Raw genomic sequence first — 15689 nt, 5'->3', positions numbered from 1 at the left:
GCCCTGTGGCAGCGGCAGGGCCCGTGGCCGCCTGTCCCGGTCCGCGCCGCGCGCGTCCGTGCTGGGACGGGATCCGCCCCGCGGGTCTTGCGCCTGGTCAGTCCCCCCAGGACACGGGGAGGCCGGCGTAGCCGCGGAAGGTGAGGCGGTCGCGGCGGGCTGCCGTGCCGGCCCGTTTCATGGCGGGAAGGCGCTCCAGCAGCAGCGGGAGTGCCAGTCGCGCCTCCGTGCGGGCCAGCGCCGAGCCGAGGCAGTAGTGCGCGCCGGCGCCGAACGAGAGCGACTGCGGGGAGTCCCGGAACGGATCGAACCGCTCCGGGGCGGCGAAGTGCGCCGGATCGTGGTTCCCCGCGCCGAGGAGCACGAGGATGTGGCTGCCCTTCTCGATCGTGCCGATGCCGTCGGTCTCGATCGTCTCGGGTGCCCACCGGCTGGTGAGTTGCAGGGGTGCGTCGAAGCGCGACACCTCTTCGACGTACCGGTCGGCCAGGTCCGGGTCCGTCCGCAGCCGGGCGGCGAGGTCGGGGTGGTCCAACAGGGCTCCCAGGCCGTTGCCGAGGAGGTTGGCGGAGGTCTCGAAGCCCGCCAGCAGCAGGAACACCAGGTTCACGACGAGTTCGCGGGTGGACAGTTCGCTGCCGTCGCGGTCGTGTGCCAGCACCAGCGCGGTGATCAGGTCCTCGCCGGGGTCGGTGCGCCGGAGCCGGGTCAGCTCGGTGACGTAGTCTTCCAGTTCGAGGGCCGCGCGGTCGGCCGCGATGGCCGGGCCGCCGGGCCGGAACGGCTCCAGGACCGCGGTCGTCTCCTGGGCCCGCTCGCGCAGCCACTGGTGCTCGCCGGCCGGGACGCCGAGCAGTGTGCCGATGATCCGGATCGTCAGCGGGTAGGCGAACTCGGCCATGAGGTCGACGGCTTCGCCGTCGCGGCCGAGGTGGGCCACGTGGTCGGCGAGGGCGGCCGCCTGTGCGGTGACGACCTCCTTCAGCCGGTCGGTCCTGCGGGGTGAGAAGGCGTCCGCGGCGAGCCGCCGGACGCGGGCGTGGTCGGGTCCGTTGGCCTTCATCATGGAGTCCGCGATGAGGCGTGAGGCGGCACCGTCCGGCCAGCCCCGGACCTCCAGGCGCGGGTCCCGCAGCAGCGCGTTGACGGCGTCGTACCCGGTCGCCGCGTAGAAGTCCGGTCGCAGGCGCACCACGGGCCCGTGGGCCCGGAGGGCGGCGTACGCGGGATAGGGGTCCTGGCGGCCGGCGGGTGACGTCAGGTACTGAAATGCCTCGCCGAGCAGCATGCCGGGATTCCTCACGTAGAGATCGGGTCACTGGGTCGAGCGGGTGCCGTGAACGTCCTGGGCTCAGGAGTACTGGGTCAGCTGGAGCCGTGGTGGCATCGTCCAGTCGTGGGGTTCGAAGGCGATGCGGCTGAGCGGCAGGGTGGCGGCGGCATCGGTCATGACCTGTTCCAGGGCGTCCTGTTGGCGGGGCTCGAGGAATCCCCAGAACAGGCTGTGCCAGACCACCGTGCGCACCGACGGGTCGGTCGGCGTGGCCAGCTCGCGCCGCAGCCACCCGACCGCGTCCGCCTGTTCCACCCGGACCGGGGTGCGGGCGGCGAGGTCGAGCGCGTCGTCGAGGGCGGCGCGCAGGAAGGTGTGCTCGAACGGCAGGTAGCTTCGTACGGTCCGTGCGTCGGCCGGATCGGCGGGGTCTCGGGGGTGCAGGTCGCAGCCGGCGCGTGCCACGATGCGGATGCCTGCGGGGTCCGGGCCGTGGGCGGGCAGCCGGACCGGTGAGGTGGGGTCGCCCCACTCCCAGCCGGGCCCGAACCACCGGTAGCGGTCGATCAGCAGGTTGAGTCCGGCGCAGGCGCCGAGTTCGAGCAGGCGGATCCGCGGGGCCCGCAGCAGTGCGAGGCCGTGCAGCAGCGTTGCGGCGCGGGTGGGCTCGTGCTGCTGCACCGGGTTGTCCAGCGCGGTGGCGATTTCGACGGGGTGGTCGGCGATCGCCGTGACGAAGAGGTCCCAGGACCGGTCGGTGCCGCGTGGTTCGAGTCCGTCCGCCGCGCTCAACTCGGCCAGGTGTGCGGTCAGTCCAGGAAGCCGTCCGGCGGTCAGCAGGCCCTGGACCCCGGCCATGGCCCGGACGGTGAACAGCGGCGCGCCGGCCTGTGGGTGCCCTTCGATCAGGCGGGTCACCGGCCCGCCGTGTTCGACGTCGTCGGCGAGTCTGGCGAGCAGTCCCGATGCGAAGGGAGCGGCTCCGGCGGACCGTACGGCCATCGACCGCAGCAGCTCCGGGCGGTCGATCAACTCGTGCACGGGGAGACTCCGTTCGGTGCCGCCTGGGCGGAGGTGTGGATGAAGCCGTGCAGCAGCTCCCGGTACGGGCCGTCCGGAGCGAGTCGGTCGAGCACGGCGCAGCAGTGCTGCCGCAGTGCCTCGACCCGGCGCCCGTAGCCGTCGAGGACGGACGGGTCCCGCAGGGCGGCTCGCAGCTCCGCGCGGGCGCCCGGATCGGTGCCGGCCCGGGCGCGCAGGTCCAGCAGGTGCTTTCGGTGTGCGGGTGCGGCGACTTCGAGCGCGTGGGCGAGCAGGAGGGTGCGGGTGCCGTTGGCCAGATCCTCGCATTCCTGTGCCGCGCTGGGAACTCCGTCGTTGGCGAGCTGGCGCAGGACGCCGAAGAGTTCGCCGAAGGTCCGCCAGGAATGCAGGGTTTCGGGCCGGTCCGTGGCGAGTCTCGCGGCCATCGCCGCGTCACGGCCGTAGGCGGCGCCGCTCTTGCCCCGGTAGCAGGCCATGACGGACCGCCATGTCACGGCGTCGTCCGCCGGTTCGGCGATGTCGGCCAACTGGCCCTCCATCGCGTCCAGTGCGGTGCGGACCAGTTCCTGCTCCCAGGCGAGGCGGATGTCCGGGGCGGGGGAGTGCCGGTCGGCCACCCAGTGGGGCAGTGTGCTGCCGCAGGCCAGGGCCGCCAGGGTGGTGCGGGCCAGTTCGGCCCTGCCCCGAGGCGCGGCCTGGTCCTGTTCGTCGGCGAGGTCGTCGAGGGCTTCGGCCCCCGCCCACCACAGCCGGGAGATCGCACACACCGCGGCCGCCGGCCGGGGCTCGCCGGTGATCGCCCCGAGGACGGCCATGCCCAGGAGGCGGAAGGGGCTTCGGTCGCCGCCGTCCTCCGCCAGCAGGCCGGTGGCCGCGTCCGCCAGGCCCGGGTGGTCGCGGCGCAGTTCCTCCAGCACCACGGCGATCTCCGTGCCCACGGCCGCGAACCAGTCGGGGGGAACGATCAGCGGTTCGGCAGTCTCGGTGGGGATCATCGGCGTGTCCTTGTGGTCGGGCCCGCCGGCACTCCGGCGGCCGTTGCGGCGCGGGGGAGGGCCCGCACTCGCCCGAGGGGGCGCCGGGCGAGTGCGGGCAGGGGTGCCGATCAGCAGTAGGTGTAGAACCCGCCGCCCATCACGGCGGCGATCCGCTGGTCCGCGCAGGATGACGGCGTGCTCGGCTCCGCGGGCTGCTCGCCCTCCAGCAGGCGCTCCGCCGCCTCGATCACGGCGAAAGTCTCCTCGTCAAGCATGGTCTGCGACACCGCAGTTCTCCTCTCGGGGAAGTGGACCGCCGGCCTGCCGCCGACTGCGGGTGCGCCAGGGTCCGGGACTGGCAGTGACGCTACGGTGGCGGGAACCGGGACAGTTGCGCGTCCGTGCACGGGAAATGTCCCAGAAGAGAAATCGAACTGACGGACAGTCGAGTCGGCCGGCCTGAGCGGAAAGCGAGTCGACCGGGGGCTCGGAGGTGCCGGCGAGGCGGGCCGCCCCGGAGGCGGGGAACTCTCCCGCGCGGGGGCGGCCTTCGCCGGCACGGGCCGGCCCGACGCGCAGCGGTGGCACCCGTGCGAGCCCGCCGACCCGGCGACCATCCGGTGCTTCGCCTGGCCCGGGGGCATCGGCCGGTCCCTCCCGGCCGGCCGTGGATCCCGCGACGTGCCCGGTGCGAGGGTGGATTCCCCGGACCCGACGGCCTCCCGGCGACGTTCTCGTGCTCGCGTGCCGCCTGGCCTCGTACGTCCGCCCGGTGGGTGCCCGCCGGGCCGTCGGGGGCGGTGCGGTGGGTCAGAGGCCGAAGCGGGCGCGGTGGGTGGTGGGGACCAGGTCGGCGTACTCGGGGTGCTTGGTGATCCAGCCGCGGATGAAGGGGCAGTAGGGCAGGACGGCGAGCTGCTGCTCGCGGGCCGAGTCCAGGGCGGCGCGGGCCAGTCGGCTGCCGAGTCCGCGGCCCTCGAAACGGGGGTCGATCTCGGTGTGGATGAAGGCGATCTCGTGGCCGGAGCGGTGGTACTCGGCGAAGCCGGCGAGTTCGCCGTCGTCGTGGATCTCGAACCGGGACTTCTCGGTGTTGTCGGTGACGGACTGTTCCATGGTTCCTCCTCGGGTACGGCTGGTCGCCGGGGTCGTACCCCCGAAGCATAGTTGAAGAATCAACATTTGTCGTCGGTCGGTGCGCGGAGGTGCGAGAGGGGCGACTGCTTCGGCGTGATCGGCTCCCGGGCCCGAGGGACCGCAGGGACGGGTCTCGGCCCGGTCGACCGGCAGCCGGCGCTCGGCGAGGAGCCGGCTGCCGCCCGGGCGGACGAACCGGAACAGGCCGCGGGCTACTGCCTGAGCCCGTCGAAGGCGATGCCCAGGTGCCGCGGCCCGCGCAGGACCGCGTTCTGGCGGTACGGCGGCGGGTCCTCGACCAGTCGCGGGTTGTCGAGCCGGCGGACCAGCTCGGTCAGGGCGATCTGCGCCTCCAGCCGGGCGAGGGGCGCGCCGAAGCAGTTGTGCACGCCGCTGCTGAATCCCAGGTGCTGGTTGTCGGGCCGGTCGGGGATGAACCGGTCCGGGTCCGGGAAGCGCTGCGGGTCCCGGTTGCCGGAGGCGAGCACCAGGAAGACCGCAGCGCCCTTGGGGATGGTGGTCCCCGCGATGTCGATGTCGGTCAGCGCGGTCTTCTGGGGCAGCAGCTGCACGGGTGGTTCGAAGCGCAGCAACTCCTCCACCAGCGGGACGACCAGGCCCTGGTCGTCCCGGAGCCGCTTCAGGACGTCGGGGTTGCGCAACAGCGTGAGCATCCCGTTGGTGATGAGGTTGACCGTGGTCTCGTGGCCGGCGATCAGCAGCAGGACCGAGGTGCTGACCATCTCCACCAGCGACATCTCTGCGTCCGGTCCGTGGCCCGCGGCCATCGCGGAGAGCATGTCGTCGCGGGGCGAGCGGCGGCGTTCCTCGATCAGGTCGGAGAGGAAGGCGGAGAGGTCGGTCCGGGCCTGCCGGACGGTCTGCAGCCGCGCCGCGCGTTCCTCGTCCGTGCCGTGGACGGGGTCGACGCTGGCGGCGATGGTGTCGGCCCAGGCGTGGAAGCGGGTCTCGTCCTCGCGGGGGATGCCGAGCAGCCGGCAGATCACCGTGACGGGGAAGGGGTAGGAGAAGTCGTCGACGAGGTCGATCTGCCCCCGGTCCCGGAACCCGTCGATCAGGCCGGACACGATCTCGCCGAGTTCGCCGCGCATCTCGTACACCCGGCGTGGGGTGTGCGGCGGCCCGAAGGGACGCATCGCCAGCCGGCGCAGCCTGTCGTGCTCGGGGGGGTCGAGCCTGATGAAGGCCGGCGGCAGGTTCGGGTCCTCCTCATGGCCGATGGACCGGGCCACCTCGGGGTTCAGGTTGCGCAGGTCGGAACTGAGCCGCGGGTCGTGGAGCAGGTGGTGGATCTCCCAGTACGTGCTGACCAGGTAGGGCCCCGTCTCGTCCTGGGCCACCGGGGTCCTGCGGAGCTCGGCGTACAGGGGGTAGGGGTCGTGGCGGTTGGCGTAGTCGGTGATCTGGCGCAGGAGCGCGACCGACGTCATGGCGTGGGTCCTTCCGGGTCAGGCGCGGAGCGGGGTGAACGAGATGCGCCGGTCGCTGGGCGAGTGGCCACTGAGGGTGACGGTGGGGCCGTGGCTGGGCAGCGAGGGGTCGGGGAACCCGGCCGGTACCGGGTGCATCCCCTCGGGCCGTCGGTCGACGGTGGTGAACTCCGGCGGGAACGGCGCGGCCTGTTCGATCTGCCGCTGGTAGAAGTCCAGCCACTTCGCCTGGTCGAAGGTGACGGCGGCGATGACGCGGCCCTGGTGGCCGTAGGCCGCGGTGAAGCGGCGCTCGGAGAGGGAGCCCTGGGTGACGATGATCTCGTCGGCCATCGGCGGCACACCGACGGACTTGATGTTGACCCCGAACTGGGCCGACCAGAAGGACGGTGTCCAGACGTGCGGGCGGCGGTCCGCGCTGGCGCTGATCATGTTGTGGGCGGCGGTTTCGGCGCCCGCGACCGCATTGCCCCAGTGCTCCAGGGAGAGGAACTGGTAGCCGAAGAGCGCGTGCGGGGAACGGGCGACGTCCCCGGCGACGAAGACGTCGTCGGTGACGATGCCCCGTACGTCGAAGGCCCGGCAGCCGGCGTCGCAGGCGATCCCGCGCGGGCCGGCCCCGAGACCGGAGCCGGCGAGCCACTCGGTGTTACGGGTCGCGCCCAGGCAGACGACCGCCACCTCGGCCTCGACCGTGCTGCCGTCCGACAGGTGCGCACGCCGTAGGCGTCCGGCGGAGTCGCCTTCCAGGCCGGTCACGGTGATGCCGCAGCGCAGGTCGACACCGGCCTCCCGCTGCATGGCGGCGGCCACCTCGCCGACGACCCCGCCGAGCGCACCGACCAGCGGAGCCGCCCCGCGTTCCGCGACGGTGACGTCCAGGCCCCGCTCGCGGCAGGCGGAGGCGATCTCGGAGCCGGTGAACCCGGCCCCGATGACCAGCACCCGGTGGGGGCCGGCGCTCAGCCGGTGGTGCAGCTGCGCGGCGTCGTCGCTGGTGCGCAGGACGAAGACGCCGTCGAGTTCGGCCTCCAGCTCGTGCGGCCAGGGGCGGGCGCGGACGCCGGTGGTGATCAGCAGCCGGTCGTAGTCCAGCTCGCTGCCATCCGCGAGGCGCACCCGGTTGGCCGCCAGGTCCAGCCCGGTGGCCGCCACCCCGAGCCGCCACTGCGCGTCCACGGGCCGGCGGCGGGGCAGTGCCGTGTGGCCGGCGGGCACCCTGCCGAGCAGGACCTGCTTGGACAACGGGGGCCGGTCGTACGGCTCGTGGGGCTCGTCGCCGACCATCGTCAGGGTGCCGGTGAAGCCCTCCTCGCGGAGCGTCTCGGCGGCCCGCAGGCCCGCCAGGGAGGCGCCCACGATGACGATGCGGCCCTCACGCCTGAGCCTCTCCAGAGAACCGTCAGACGACACCGGAGGCACCCGCCTTCTCCCCCGCCGGTACGCCGTCCGGGCGCTCCACGGTGATGGCCCTGACCGGGCAGGCCTCGGCCGCCCGCAGGACGGCCTGCCACTGCCGGTCGTCGGGCTGCGGGTCGAACATCAGCGCCTCGTCACCGTGCATGGTGAACACGTCCGGTGCCAGGAAGGCGCACTGCGCGTACCCCTGGCACCGGTTGAGATCAACGACAAGCCTCATCAGGTCTCCGCTTCCTCGGGTTCTTCGGACGGCGGCGGGCCTGCTCGGGCTGCCCCGGGCTTCTTCGGACCCCGAGAGGCTCCCCTCGGACACGAGCCGCCCCCGGTCCACCATGGGAGACCCCTCGGGAGCGGCGCATGTCCACCGGGCCAATGAGGTGAGGGGGTGCGAGCTCCCCGGCTGCTGCGCCACAGGTCCGGGAGAGAACCCGCGGACGGGCCGGGAGCGTGAGCCGGGCCGTCGGGCGGCCGGTCGGCGTGCCGGTACGGGATCGCCGCCGCGGTGCCCCCTCAGCGGGGGGCGTGGAGGTGGCGGAGGTAGGCGCGGGTGGTGGGCAGGGTCTCCAGGAGGGTGCGCTGCTGGCGCTTGACCGCGACGAAGAGGGATTCGGCGCCGGCGACCGAGGCGGGACGGTGGGCGAGGGCGGGGAGCGGGACGTCGGGGAGGACGCCCAGGCCGGCCAGGATGCAGTAGTAGCTGCCGTTCGTCCACGGGGAGCCGGGGGACGGTTCGAGGCCGTAGTACACGGACTCGTCCGTGCAGGGGCTGTCGAGGGGGAGGCCCGCGCGGTAGGCGTCCACCTTGTCCTGGACGCTCTGCGGCAGGGGGAGCAGCTTGCCGGCCCGCCAGAACGGGGTGTCCTCGCGCGGGGCGTGGTGGAAGTGCGCCTGGACGAAGTCCAGGGTGTCGTCGAACATCGTCCGGAACTCCCCGTTGAACCGGTCGATGAGGGCGGGGGCGTAGGAACGGTCCGGGAAGTGCCAGGTGAGCCGGTGCAGCGCCGTGGTGATGAAGTGGAGGCTGGTGGGCTCCAGGGGCTCCAGGAAGCAGGCGGACTCCCCGATGCCGACGACGTTCTTCACCCAGGCGCGTTCGCTGCGGCCGACGCGCAGGCGGGTGTGGGTGAGCTCGGTCGTGGCCGGGTCCAGGTCCCACAGGGCGAGGAGTTCGGCGGCGGCCCGCTCGCGGGTGGTGTGGCGGCTGGAATGGACGTATCCGGTGCTGAACCGGCCCGGCATCGGGATCTTCCAGGTCCAGCCGGCCTCCATGGCGATGGCGGAGGTGTACGGCTCCACGCCGTGGACGTCGTCGTCGTGCGGGACGTCGGCGGTGACCACGCTGTCGCACAGCAGATGGCCGGCCGCGGAGCGGAAGGGCTCCGCCATGGCCTCGTCGAGGAGCAGGCTGCGGGAGCCGGAGCAGTCGACGAAGAGGTCCGCCGCCAGCACCGAGCCGTTCGCGGTGTGCAGGGCCGTGACGAAGCCGTCGGAGCGCCGGGCGACGGAGGCGAGCTCGGCGGTGATCCGGGTGACGCCCAGTTCGGTGGTCGCGAAGCGGCGCAGGAAGGCCGTGAACAGACCGGTGTCGAGGTGCCAGGCGTAGCGGGTGGCGGTGCGGCCGTCGAGCCAGCGCGGGGCCTTCTTGGCGTCCATCAGAGGGGGTTCGCGGAAGCAGGCGTAGTCGAAGGGCTCGATGGTGTCGCCCTCGTAGGCGCGCTTGAACCAGTAGTGGGACAGCGGCGTCTGGTCGTAGTCGGGCAGCAGACCGAACGGGTGGTAGAAGTGGTCCGGCGCACGGTCGGGCAGGGAGCGGGCCCCGGCGGCACCGGGGCCGGCGGTGCGCCAGTTGACGAAGCGGACCGCCATCTGGAAGCTCGCGTCGCACTCGCGCATCCACTGTTCCTCGTTGATGCCGAGGAAGTCGAAGAACATGCGCTGGAGGCTGGGAACGGTGGCCACGCCCAGCGCCACGCGCGCGGTGGCCGAGTCTTCGAGGACCGTGATGTCGACTGTGCCCTGCAGCGCCTTGCCGAGGTAGGCGGCAGTCATCCAGCCCGCTGTGTCGCCACCGAGGACGACGATGCTCCTGATGCGGCGGTCGGCGTAGCTTCGCGGCATGAGTGTGTCCCTCGCATGGACAAGTGGTTCCGAGGCCGGTTCCAGGGTGGTCCGAGGGCCTTGCAGACTTCTTGATGCGGCGTGCCCGGGGTGCCGGAGTTGCCGGGCAGGGCAGGCAGCCGCGGGCGTCGTTCCCGCGGCGTCGGCGGTTCAGTACGGGGTCCAGGACGGGGTCCAGGACGAGGTTCCGTGGACCGCTCCGGGCCCCGGGGTGTCGGTCCCGGGCGTGGTCGGCGACTCCGAGGTGCCCTGGACCTGATCGTCCCGCATCAGCCTTCCAGGACGTCGATGAGGTCCTGCGGGGACACGGGTCCGCCGGCTGCGGTCACGTTCTTCAGGACCTTCGCCATCTGTTCCTGCCAGACGGGGGCACGCAGTTCCTCGAACACGGCCCGCGCGGCCTCCAGACGCAGGGCCGCCTCGGGCGTGCCGCGCACCGCGAGCGCGCAGCCGAGGTCGGCCTCGATACGGGCTCGGAGGAACCGGTCGGACACCTCGTCGGCCACTTCGAGGGCCTGGAGGAGCGCGCTCTGCGCGCTCTCCCACGCGCCCTGGCGCCAGCGGGCCTCGCCGATGCCGCGCAGCGCGTGGGCCTCGCCGAGCCGGTCGCCGTCCTGCCGGGTGAGGGTGAGGACCTTGACGCAGGTCTCCTCCGCCGCGGCCGGGTCGCCCCGGCGCAGCAGGGCCTCGGCCAGCCGGTAGGTGTTCTGGGTCTCGCCGCGGACGCTGCCGGCCTTGCGGCTCATGGCGATGGCGTCCGTGCACAGCGCTATTCCCTCGGCCGGATTGCCCCGTTCCAGCTCCAGCTGGGCGAGCAGCCCCAGGGCGTGGGACTCACCGGCGATGTCGCCCGCTCGCCGGAACCCCTCCAGGGCCTCGCGGGCGTCCCGCATGGCGCCGTCGAGGTCACCGGAGAAGCGGGCGCACAGGGCCAGGTTGCGCAGGGTCACGGCACGCCCGTGGATCTCGCCGCACGCGTTGAAGAGGGCGAGGGCCCGGGCGAGCAGGGGTTCGGCCTCCTCGTAGTGGCGCTGGTAGATCGCCAGGGTGGCCTGGGAGCGGAGCATCGTGGCCTCGCCGAGGGTGTCGCCGGTGCGGACGGCCGCGGCGAGGGCGTGGTCGGCGCAGGTGCTCCAGTCGTCGAGGTAGTTGTGGGCCTCGAAGAGGGTGGTGCTGTTGACCGTCAGGCCCCAGGCGTAGGCGGCGGTGTGGTCCCCGGCCGCGGCCTGCTTGATGACGTCGCGCAGGGCGGTGCGTTCGGACTCGAGCCAGTCCATGGGGTTGGCGAGGAGTTCGTCGGTGAGCTCGGCGGCGAGCGGGTAGGGGGTGACCCGGCCGTAGGAGACGGTGTGGTCGCCCCCGTAGGTGCGGGTGCGGGCGGCGTCCGCGAGCGCGAGCCAGCCTCCGTAGGCCCGTTCCAGTGCGGCCGTGCGGTTCTCCTCGCTCTCCTCCTCCTGGGCGCGTTCCCAGGCGAACAGCCGGAGCAGGTCCTGGAATCGGTAGCGGATGGCGGGGCCCGAGGAGGGGGCGACCTCGAGGAGCTGGGTGTCGACGAGCTGCTCGATGAGGTCTTCCGCGTCGACGGCGTCGGTGTCGACGAGGGCGGCCCCGACCCAGGAGGCGAAGTCGGGCACGCTGAGGAGTCCGAGCCGGCGGTAGAGCTCGCGCGCCTGGGGGGACAGGTCGCGGTAGCTGAGCCGGAAGCCGGCGCGTACGCCGCCTTCGCCGGGGCTGAGCTCGTCCAGCCGACGGCGCTGGTTCTCCAGCCGGGTGACCAGGTTCCGTACCGACCAGTGGGGTTTCGCGGCGAGGCGGGCGCCGGCGATGCGCAGGGCGAGCGGCAGCCGGTCACACAGGACGCCGAGGCGTTCGGTGGCGCTGGGGTCGGCGACGATGCGGTCGGCACCGGCGACCTCGGCGAGCAGGGCGGTGGCCTCCTGCGGGGCCATCGCGTTGAGGCCGAGGGACAGGACGGCGTAGTCGCCGATCAGTTCGTCCATGAGCTCGCGGCCGGTGATGATGACGCAGCAGCGGCCGTTTCCGGGGAGCAGGGGCTGGACCTGGCGGAAGGAGCGGGCGTTGTCGAGGACGATCAGGACGCGTTTGCCGCCCAGCACGCTGCGGTAGAGGGCGGCCTGGTCGCCGGGGTCGGCGGGGATCCGGGGCGCGGGGACGCCGAGGCTGCGCAGGAAGCGGTCGAGGGCGGTGGCGGGGGAGACCGGCGCGTCCATCTCGTCGTAGCCGCGCAGGTCGGTGAAGAGCTGGCCGTCGGGGAAGCGGCCGGCGATCTGGTTGGCCCACTGGACGGCGAGGGCGGTCTTGCCGACGCCCGCGATGCCGCTGATGGCGGCGATGGCGAGGGGGGACTGGCCCAGGCGCTCGTCGAGCATCCGGTCGAGGGCGCTGAGTTCCTTGACACGTCCGGTGAAGGAGGCGGAGGCGGTGGGCAGTTGGGCGACGACGTCGGCGACCGGCGCGGGGGCGGGGTTGACGGGTGGCTGGGTGAGTTCGGGCGAGTCGTTCAGGACGAGTTCGTGCAGCCCGGTCAGGATCGGGCCGGGCCCGATACCGAGTTCGTCGATGAGGAGCCGGCGGCCCTCGCGGAACAGGGCGAGCGCCTCGGCGCGGCGTCCGGACCGGTACTGGGCGAGCATCAGATGGGCGCGGACCTGTTCCCGCAGCGGGTTCTCCATGACCAGCGCGGCGAGTTCCGGGATCAGGGTGCGGTGGCGGCCGAGCTGGAGCCGCAGGCCGGCGTACTCCTCGTGGACGTTGAGGCGCAGCTCCTCCAGCTGGGCGGCCTCCCCCTCGACGCGGGGTCCGGTGACGCCTTCCAGAGCGCGGCCGCGCCACAGCGAGAGCGCCTCGGCGTACGCGTCGCAGGACTCGGCGGTCCTGCCGCCGCGGGCGAGTTCGCGGGCCTGGCGGACGGTGTCCTCGAAGACGACGGCGTCGATCCGGTGGCCCTGCGGGTTGAGGACGTATCCCGGGTGCGAGGTCGCGATGAGGTGCGCGGGGTCGGTGACGTCCTTGAACAGCTTGCGCAGGCCGGCGACGCAGATGGCGATCTGGTTGCGGGCGGTGGTGGGTGCGCCGGCGGGCCAGACGGCGTCGATGAGGGAGTCCACGGAGACGACACGGCCGGGCGACAGCAGCAGCATGGTGAGTACCGTGCGTCGACGCCCGCCGCCCACCTGGATCGATCTGTGGTCGACTCGTACGTCCAGTGGGCCCAACAGGCTGAAGACAATCTCGCGCATGCTCGCTCTTCCCCCACTGCCCGATCCGTGCCGCTTCCCCCCGGCAGACTCGCCATTCTCATCCCTTACCAGTTGGTAGAGCCAGTGAACGGTCCCCTCCGGTTTCGGCGCCGCGGTCGACCGGGAGCCACTGCGCGCAGGGCTCGCGGTGCACGACGCGACGTGCTACCCGCTGCGGCTGATCCCGTACCGGTCGAGGGCTGCCTGGAGCTGCGGTTCGGGAACCGCCCGGACGTCTTCGGCGCCGACGAGGCGCGGGTGTTCCTGGAGCGCGGGGGGACGTCCGGGCGGGTACCGAACCCGTGCGGAGCGGGTGTGCGCGGCCGGACCGTCGGTCAGTCGGCCCCGCCCGGTGCGGGGCGGCCGCGCAGCGCGGCCGCCGCCGCCAGGACCGAGGCGGGGACGGTGACCGCGGCACAGGCCGCCGTCACCGCGGCCATCGCCGCCCACGGCAGTGCCAGCGGGGCCCCGGACCCGACCAGTGCGGACAGCGCGGACCAGGTGCCCATCACGTTGAGCGTGGTCACGACCAGGCCCAGGAGCGCGCCCGCCACCACCACGACGGCCGCCTCGACGGCCACCACGTACAGCACCTGGCCGCCGGTGGCCCCGGTCAGCCGCAGCGTCGCCAGATCACGGCGCCGGTCACCGGTGGCCGCGACCGCCGTCCCGGCCAGGGCGATCAGGGAGTAGATCAGGGCCAGCCCCAGCACCACGAAGACGGCCAGCCGGCTCTCCCGCTTGGTCTCCGGCTGCGAGTCCGCGATCCACTCCTCGGCCGTGGCCGACACGGCGCCGTGCGGCCGCACGGCCGCGGCCAGGGCGGCCCCGACCTGCACCCGGTCCGCGCCCCGGTCCACCCGGACCTCGACCCGGTCGGGACGGGCGCCGGGGGCGTTGGCGGCGGTCACGTACACGCCGTTGCTGCCCGTGCCCCTGCGCAGCACGGCGGCGACGGTCAGCGTCACCTTGGCACCGTCCGCCCGCCAGACGTCGACCGGCTTGCCGACCTCGGTGACCGGCCATTCGTCGTTGACGACGATCGACCGGTCGTTCAGGTCCTTCACCGACCCGGCGATCAGCGGGAGGTTCGACAGCTCGGCGAAGACCGCCGGATCGACGACCCGGCCGGGCTCGGGCACCCGCACCAGTCCCTCGTAGAGGTACTCGACCGTGGTGGGCGCCGTGACCGCCGTACGGCTGCCCGGCACCGCGGCCGCCCGGACGGCGGCGTCGTCCAGCGTCCCCCCGGACGCCGGGGTGACGACGAAGTCCGCGACCGTACGGTTGCGGATCTCGTCCGCCTTGCCCGCGCCGACGGTGTCCGTCGAGCCGAGCAGGGACCCGGCCAGGGCGACGCTGACGAGCACCGGGGCGGCGATCGCGGAGGTCCGCCGGACACCGGCGGTCGCGCTCTCGCGCACCAGGGTGCCGACCGCGCCCCGGGTGGACGCCAGCGGCCGGGTGACGAGCCGTACCAGCGGTCCGGCGGCCAGCGGGGCCAGCAGGGCGAACGCGCCGATGAGCAGCATCGGCTCGGTGGTGTACGTCTTGCGCTTGAGCAGGCTCGACGGGTCGGACACCAGCTGCTGGACGAACAGGACCAGCCCGCCGGCCAGCAGCAGTCCGCCGAACACCCACCGTCCGACCGTCATCACCCGCTTGTCGACGGCCGCCTCCCGCAGCACCTCGATGGCGCTGGTGCGGGCCGCCCGGCCCGACGCGGCGAACGCGCCGGTGAGAGCGACCACGAGCCCGATCGCGAAGGCCACGGCGTAGGGCCACACCTGGTCGCCCGCCGTGAGCCACGCGGGCGCGAGCCGCTCCCGGGCCATCCAGTCGACCAGGGCGGGGCCGCCCACGCTGCCGATCAGCATCCCGGCCAGCGCCGCGGGGACGGCCACCAGGGCCGCCTCGACGAGGACGGCGACCCGCAGTTGGCGGGGGGTCGCCCCGGCGATGCGGAGCAGACCGAACTCGCGCTGGCGCTGGGCCACCGCGAAGGCGAACGCCGACGCCACGACGAAGACGGAGGTGAAGGTGGTGACGGCCGAGGCGGTGCCGAGCATGGCGTTGACCGTGAACACGGCGTCCGCGTCACGGTCCTTGAGCTCCTGCGGCGCGTCGAGGGTGGCTGCCAGCGCGAGCCCCATCGAGGCGGTCAGGCCGACGCCGAGTGCGACGGCGAGGAAGACACCCACGAAGTGGGCCCAGCGGGCCCGCACCGTGGCCAGGGCGACACTCAGCACGAGATCTCCTCGAGCTCGGTCATCCGCGCGGCGATTTCGTGGGCGGCGGGCCGCAGCAGCTCACCGCTGACCCGGCCGTCGACGAGGAACACCACCCGGTCCGCCTGGGAGGCGGCCTGCGGGTCGTGCGTCACCATGACGACGGTCTGGCCGTCGTTGTCGACCAGACCGCGCAGCAGGGCGAGGACCTCACGGCCGGTGGAGGAGTCCAGGGCGCCGGTCGGCTCGTCGCCGAACAGCACCTCGGGCCGGGTGATCAGGGCGCGGGCCAGGGCGACACGCTGCTGCTGGCCGCCGGACAGCTCGGAGGGCCGGTGGCGGGCGCGGTCGGCGAGGCCGACCCGGCCCAGTGCCTCCTGCACCGCGCCGCGCGCGGGCTTGCGGCCGGCCAGTCGCAGCGGAAGCGCCACGTTCTGTTCGGCGGTCAGCATCGACATCAGGTTGAACTGCTGGAAGACGAAGCCGATCCGGTTGCGCCGGAGCAGCGTCAGCTCGCTCTCGGACATGCCGGTCAGCTCGGTGCCGCCGAGGGCGATGGAGCCGTCGTCGGGCCGGTCGAGGCCCGCCGCGCACTGCAGGAGGGTCGATTTCCCCGATCCCGAGGGACCCATGATCGCAGTGAAACTCCCGGCCGGCAGGGCGAGCGAGACTCCGTCGAGTGCTCTGACCGTGTGGTCGCCCGCTCGGTAGGTCTTCGTCACCGACGTCAGCACTACTGCGTCGTTGCTCATGATCCTCTTGTCTTTCGTGGTGTGAGGCGG

At 73.2% G+C, this 15689-nt stretch carries 12 protein-coding genes; all 12 read right to left on the bottom strand.

Going from position 1 to position 15689, the window contains the following annotated elements:
• Positions 1-97: 97 nt before the first annotated feature.
• The 12 genes from AB0O11_RS15960 to AB0O11_RS15905 all read right to left on the bottom strand — a co-directional run bounded on the left by AB0O11_RS15960 (position 98) and on the right by AB0O11_RS15905 (position 15659).
• Positions 98-1288 carry a cytochrome P450 gene (locus tag AB0O11_RS15960; RefSeq protein ID WP_363386409.1) on the bottom strand — a complete coding sequence of 397 codons (1191 nt, stop codon included), beginning with the start codon at positions 1286-1288 and terminating at the stop codon, positions 98-100.
• 63 nt (positions 1289-1351) lie between these two features.
• Positions 1352-2314, bottom strand: coding sequence for a DUF2332 domain-containing protein (locus AB0O11_RS15955; RefSeq protein WP_363386407.1), 963 nt, complete (start codon positions 2312-2314; stop codon positions 1352-1354).
• Positions 2302-3312 carry a polyprenyl synthetase family protein gene (locus tag AB0O11_RS15950; protein ID WP_363386406.1) on the bottom strand — a complete coding sequence of 337 codons (1011 nt, stop codon included), beginning with the start codon at positions 3310-3312 and terminating at the stop codon, positions 2302-2304. Before AB0O11_RS15950 ends, AB0O11_RS15955 begins: the two co-directional genes overlap by 13 nt.
• Positions 3313-3422: 110 nt before the next feature.
• On the bottom strand, positions 3423-3581 hold the full coding sequence (locus AB0O11_RS15945) for a hypothetical protein (RefSeq protein ID WP_363386404.1): 159 nt from the start codon (positions 3579-3581) through the stop codon (positions 3423-3425).
• A gap of 523 nt (positions 3582-4104) precedes the next feature.
• Positions 4105-4410, bottom strand: a complete 306-nt coding sequence (locus AB0O11_RS15940) for a GNAT family N-acetyltransferase (RefSeq protein ID WP_363386402.1) — start codon at positions 4408-4410, stop codon at positions 4105-4107.
• A 233-nt stretch (positions 4411-4643) separates the two neighbouring features.
• The gene (locus AB0O11_RS15935) at positions 4644-5882 is read right to left on the bottom strand and encodes a cytochrome P450 (protein WP_363386400.1); all 1239 of its coding nucleotides are present in this window, start codon (positions 5880-5882) and stop codon (positions 4644-4646) included.
• Positions 5883-5900: 18 nt separating this feature from the next.
• Positions 5901-7295 carry an FAD-dependent oxidoreductase gene (locus AB0O11_RS15930; protein WP_363386398.1) on the bottom strand — a complete coding sequence of 465 codons (1395 nt, stop codon included), beginning with the start codon at positions 7293-7295 and terminating at the stop codon, positions 5901-5903.
• Positions 7285-7521 carry a ferredoxin gene (locus tag AB0O11_RS15925; protein WP_363386396.1) on the bottom strand — a complete coding sequence of 79 codons (237 nt, stop codon included), beginning with the start codon at positions 7519-7521 and terminating at the stop codon, positions 7285-7287. The genes AB0O11_RS15930 and AB0O11_RS15925 overlap by 11 nt, the downstream gene beginning before the upstream one ends.
• 290 nt (positions 7522-7811) lie before the next feature.
• A complete protein-coding gene (locus AB0O11_RS15920) occupies positions 7812-9419 on the bottom strand; it encodes a tryptophan halogenase family protein (RefSeq protein ID WP_363386394.1) in 1608 nt (535 codons plus the stop codon).
• Positions 9420-9688: 269 nt separating this feature from the next.
• Positions 9689-12679 carry a BTAD domain-containing putative transcriptional regulator gene (locus tag AB0O11_RS15915; RefSeq protein ID WP_363386392.1) on the bottom strand — a complete coding sequence of 997 codons (2991 nt, stop codon included), beginning with the start codon at positions 12677-12679 and terminating at the stop codon, positions 9689-9691.
• 335 nt (positions 12680-13014) lie between these two features.
• Positions 13015-14928 carry an ABC transporter permease gene (locus tag AB0O11_RS15910; protein WP_363386390.1) on the bottom strand — a complete coding sequence of 638 codons (1914 nt, stop codon included), beginning with the start codon at positions 14926-14928 and terminating at the stop codon, positions 13015-13017.
• Positions 14922-15659, bottom strand: a complete 738-nt coding sequence (locus AB0O11_RS15905; RefSeq protein ID WP_363386388.1) for an ABC transporter ATP-binding protein — start codon at positions 15657-15659, stop codon at positions 14922-14924. Before AB0O11_RS15905 ends, AB0O11_RS15910 begins: the two co-directional genes overlap by 7 nt.
• Between the last annotated feature and the right edge of the window lie 30 nt (positions 15660-15689).

Origin of the sequence: Kitasatospora sp. NPDC093102, assembly GCF_040683915.1 — a bacterium.
In the GTDB taxonomy this organism is placed as follows: Bacteria; Actinomycetota; Actinomycetes; order Streptomycetales; family Streptomycetaceae; genus Kitasatospora.
This window is presented reverse-complemented; position numbering and strand designations above follow the sequence as displayed.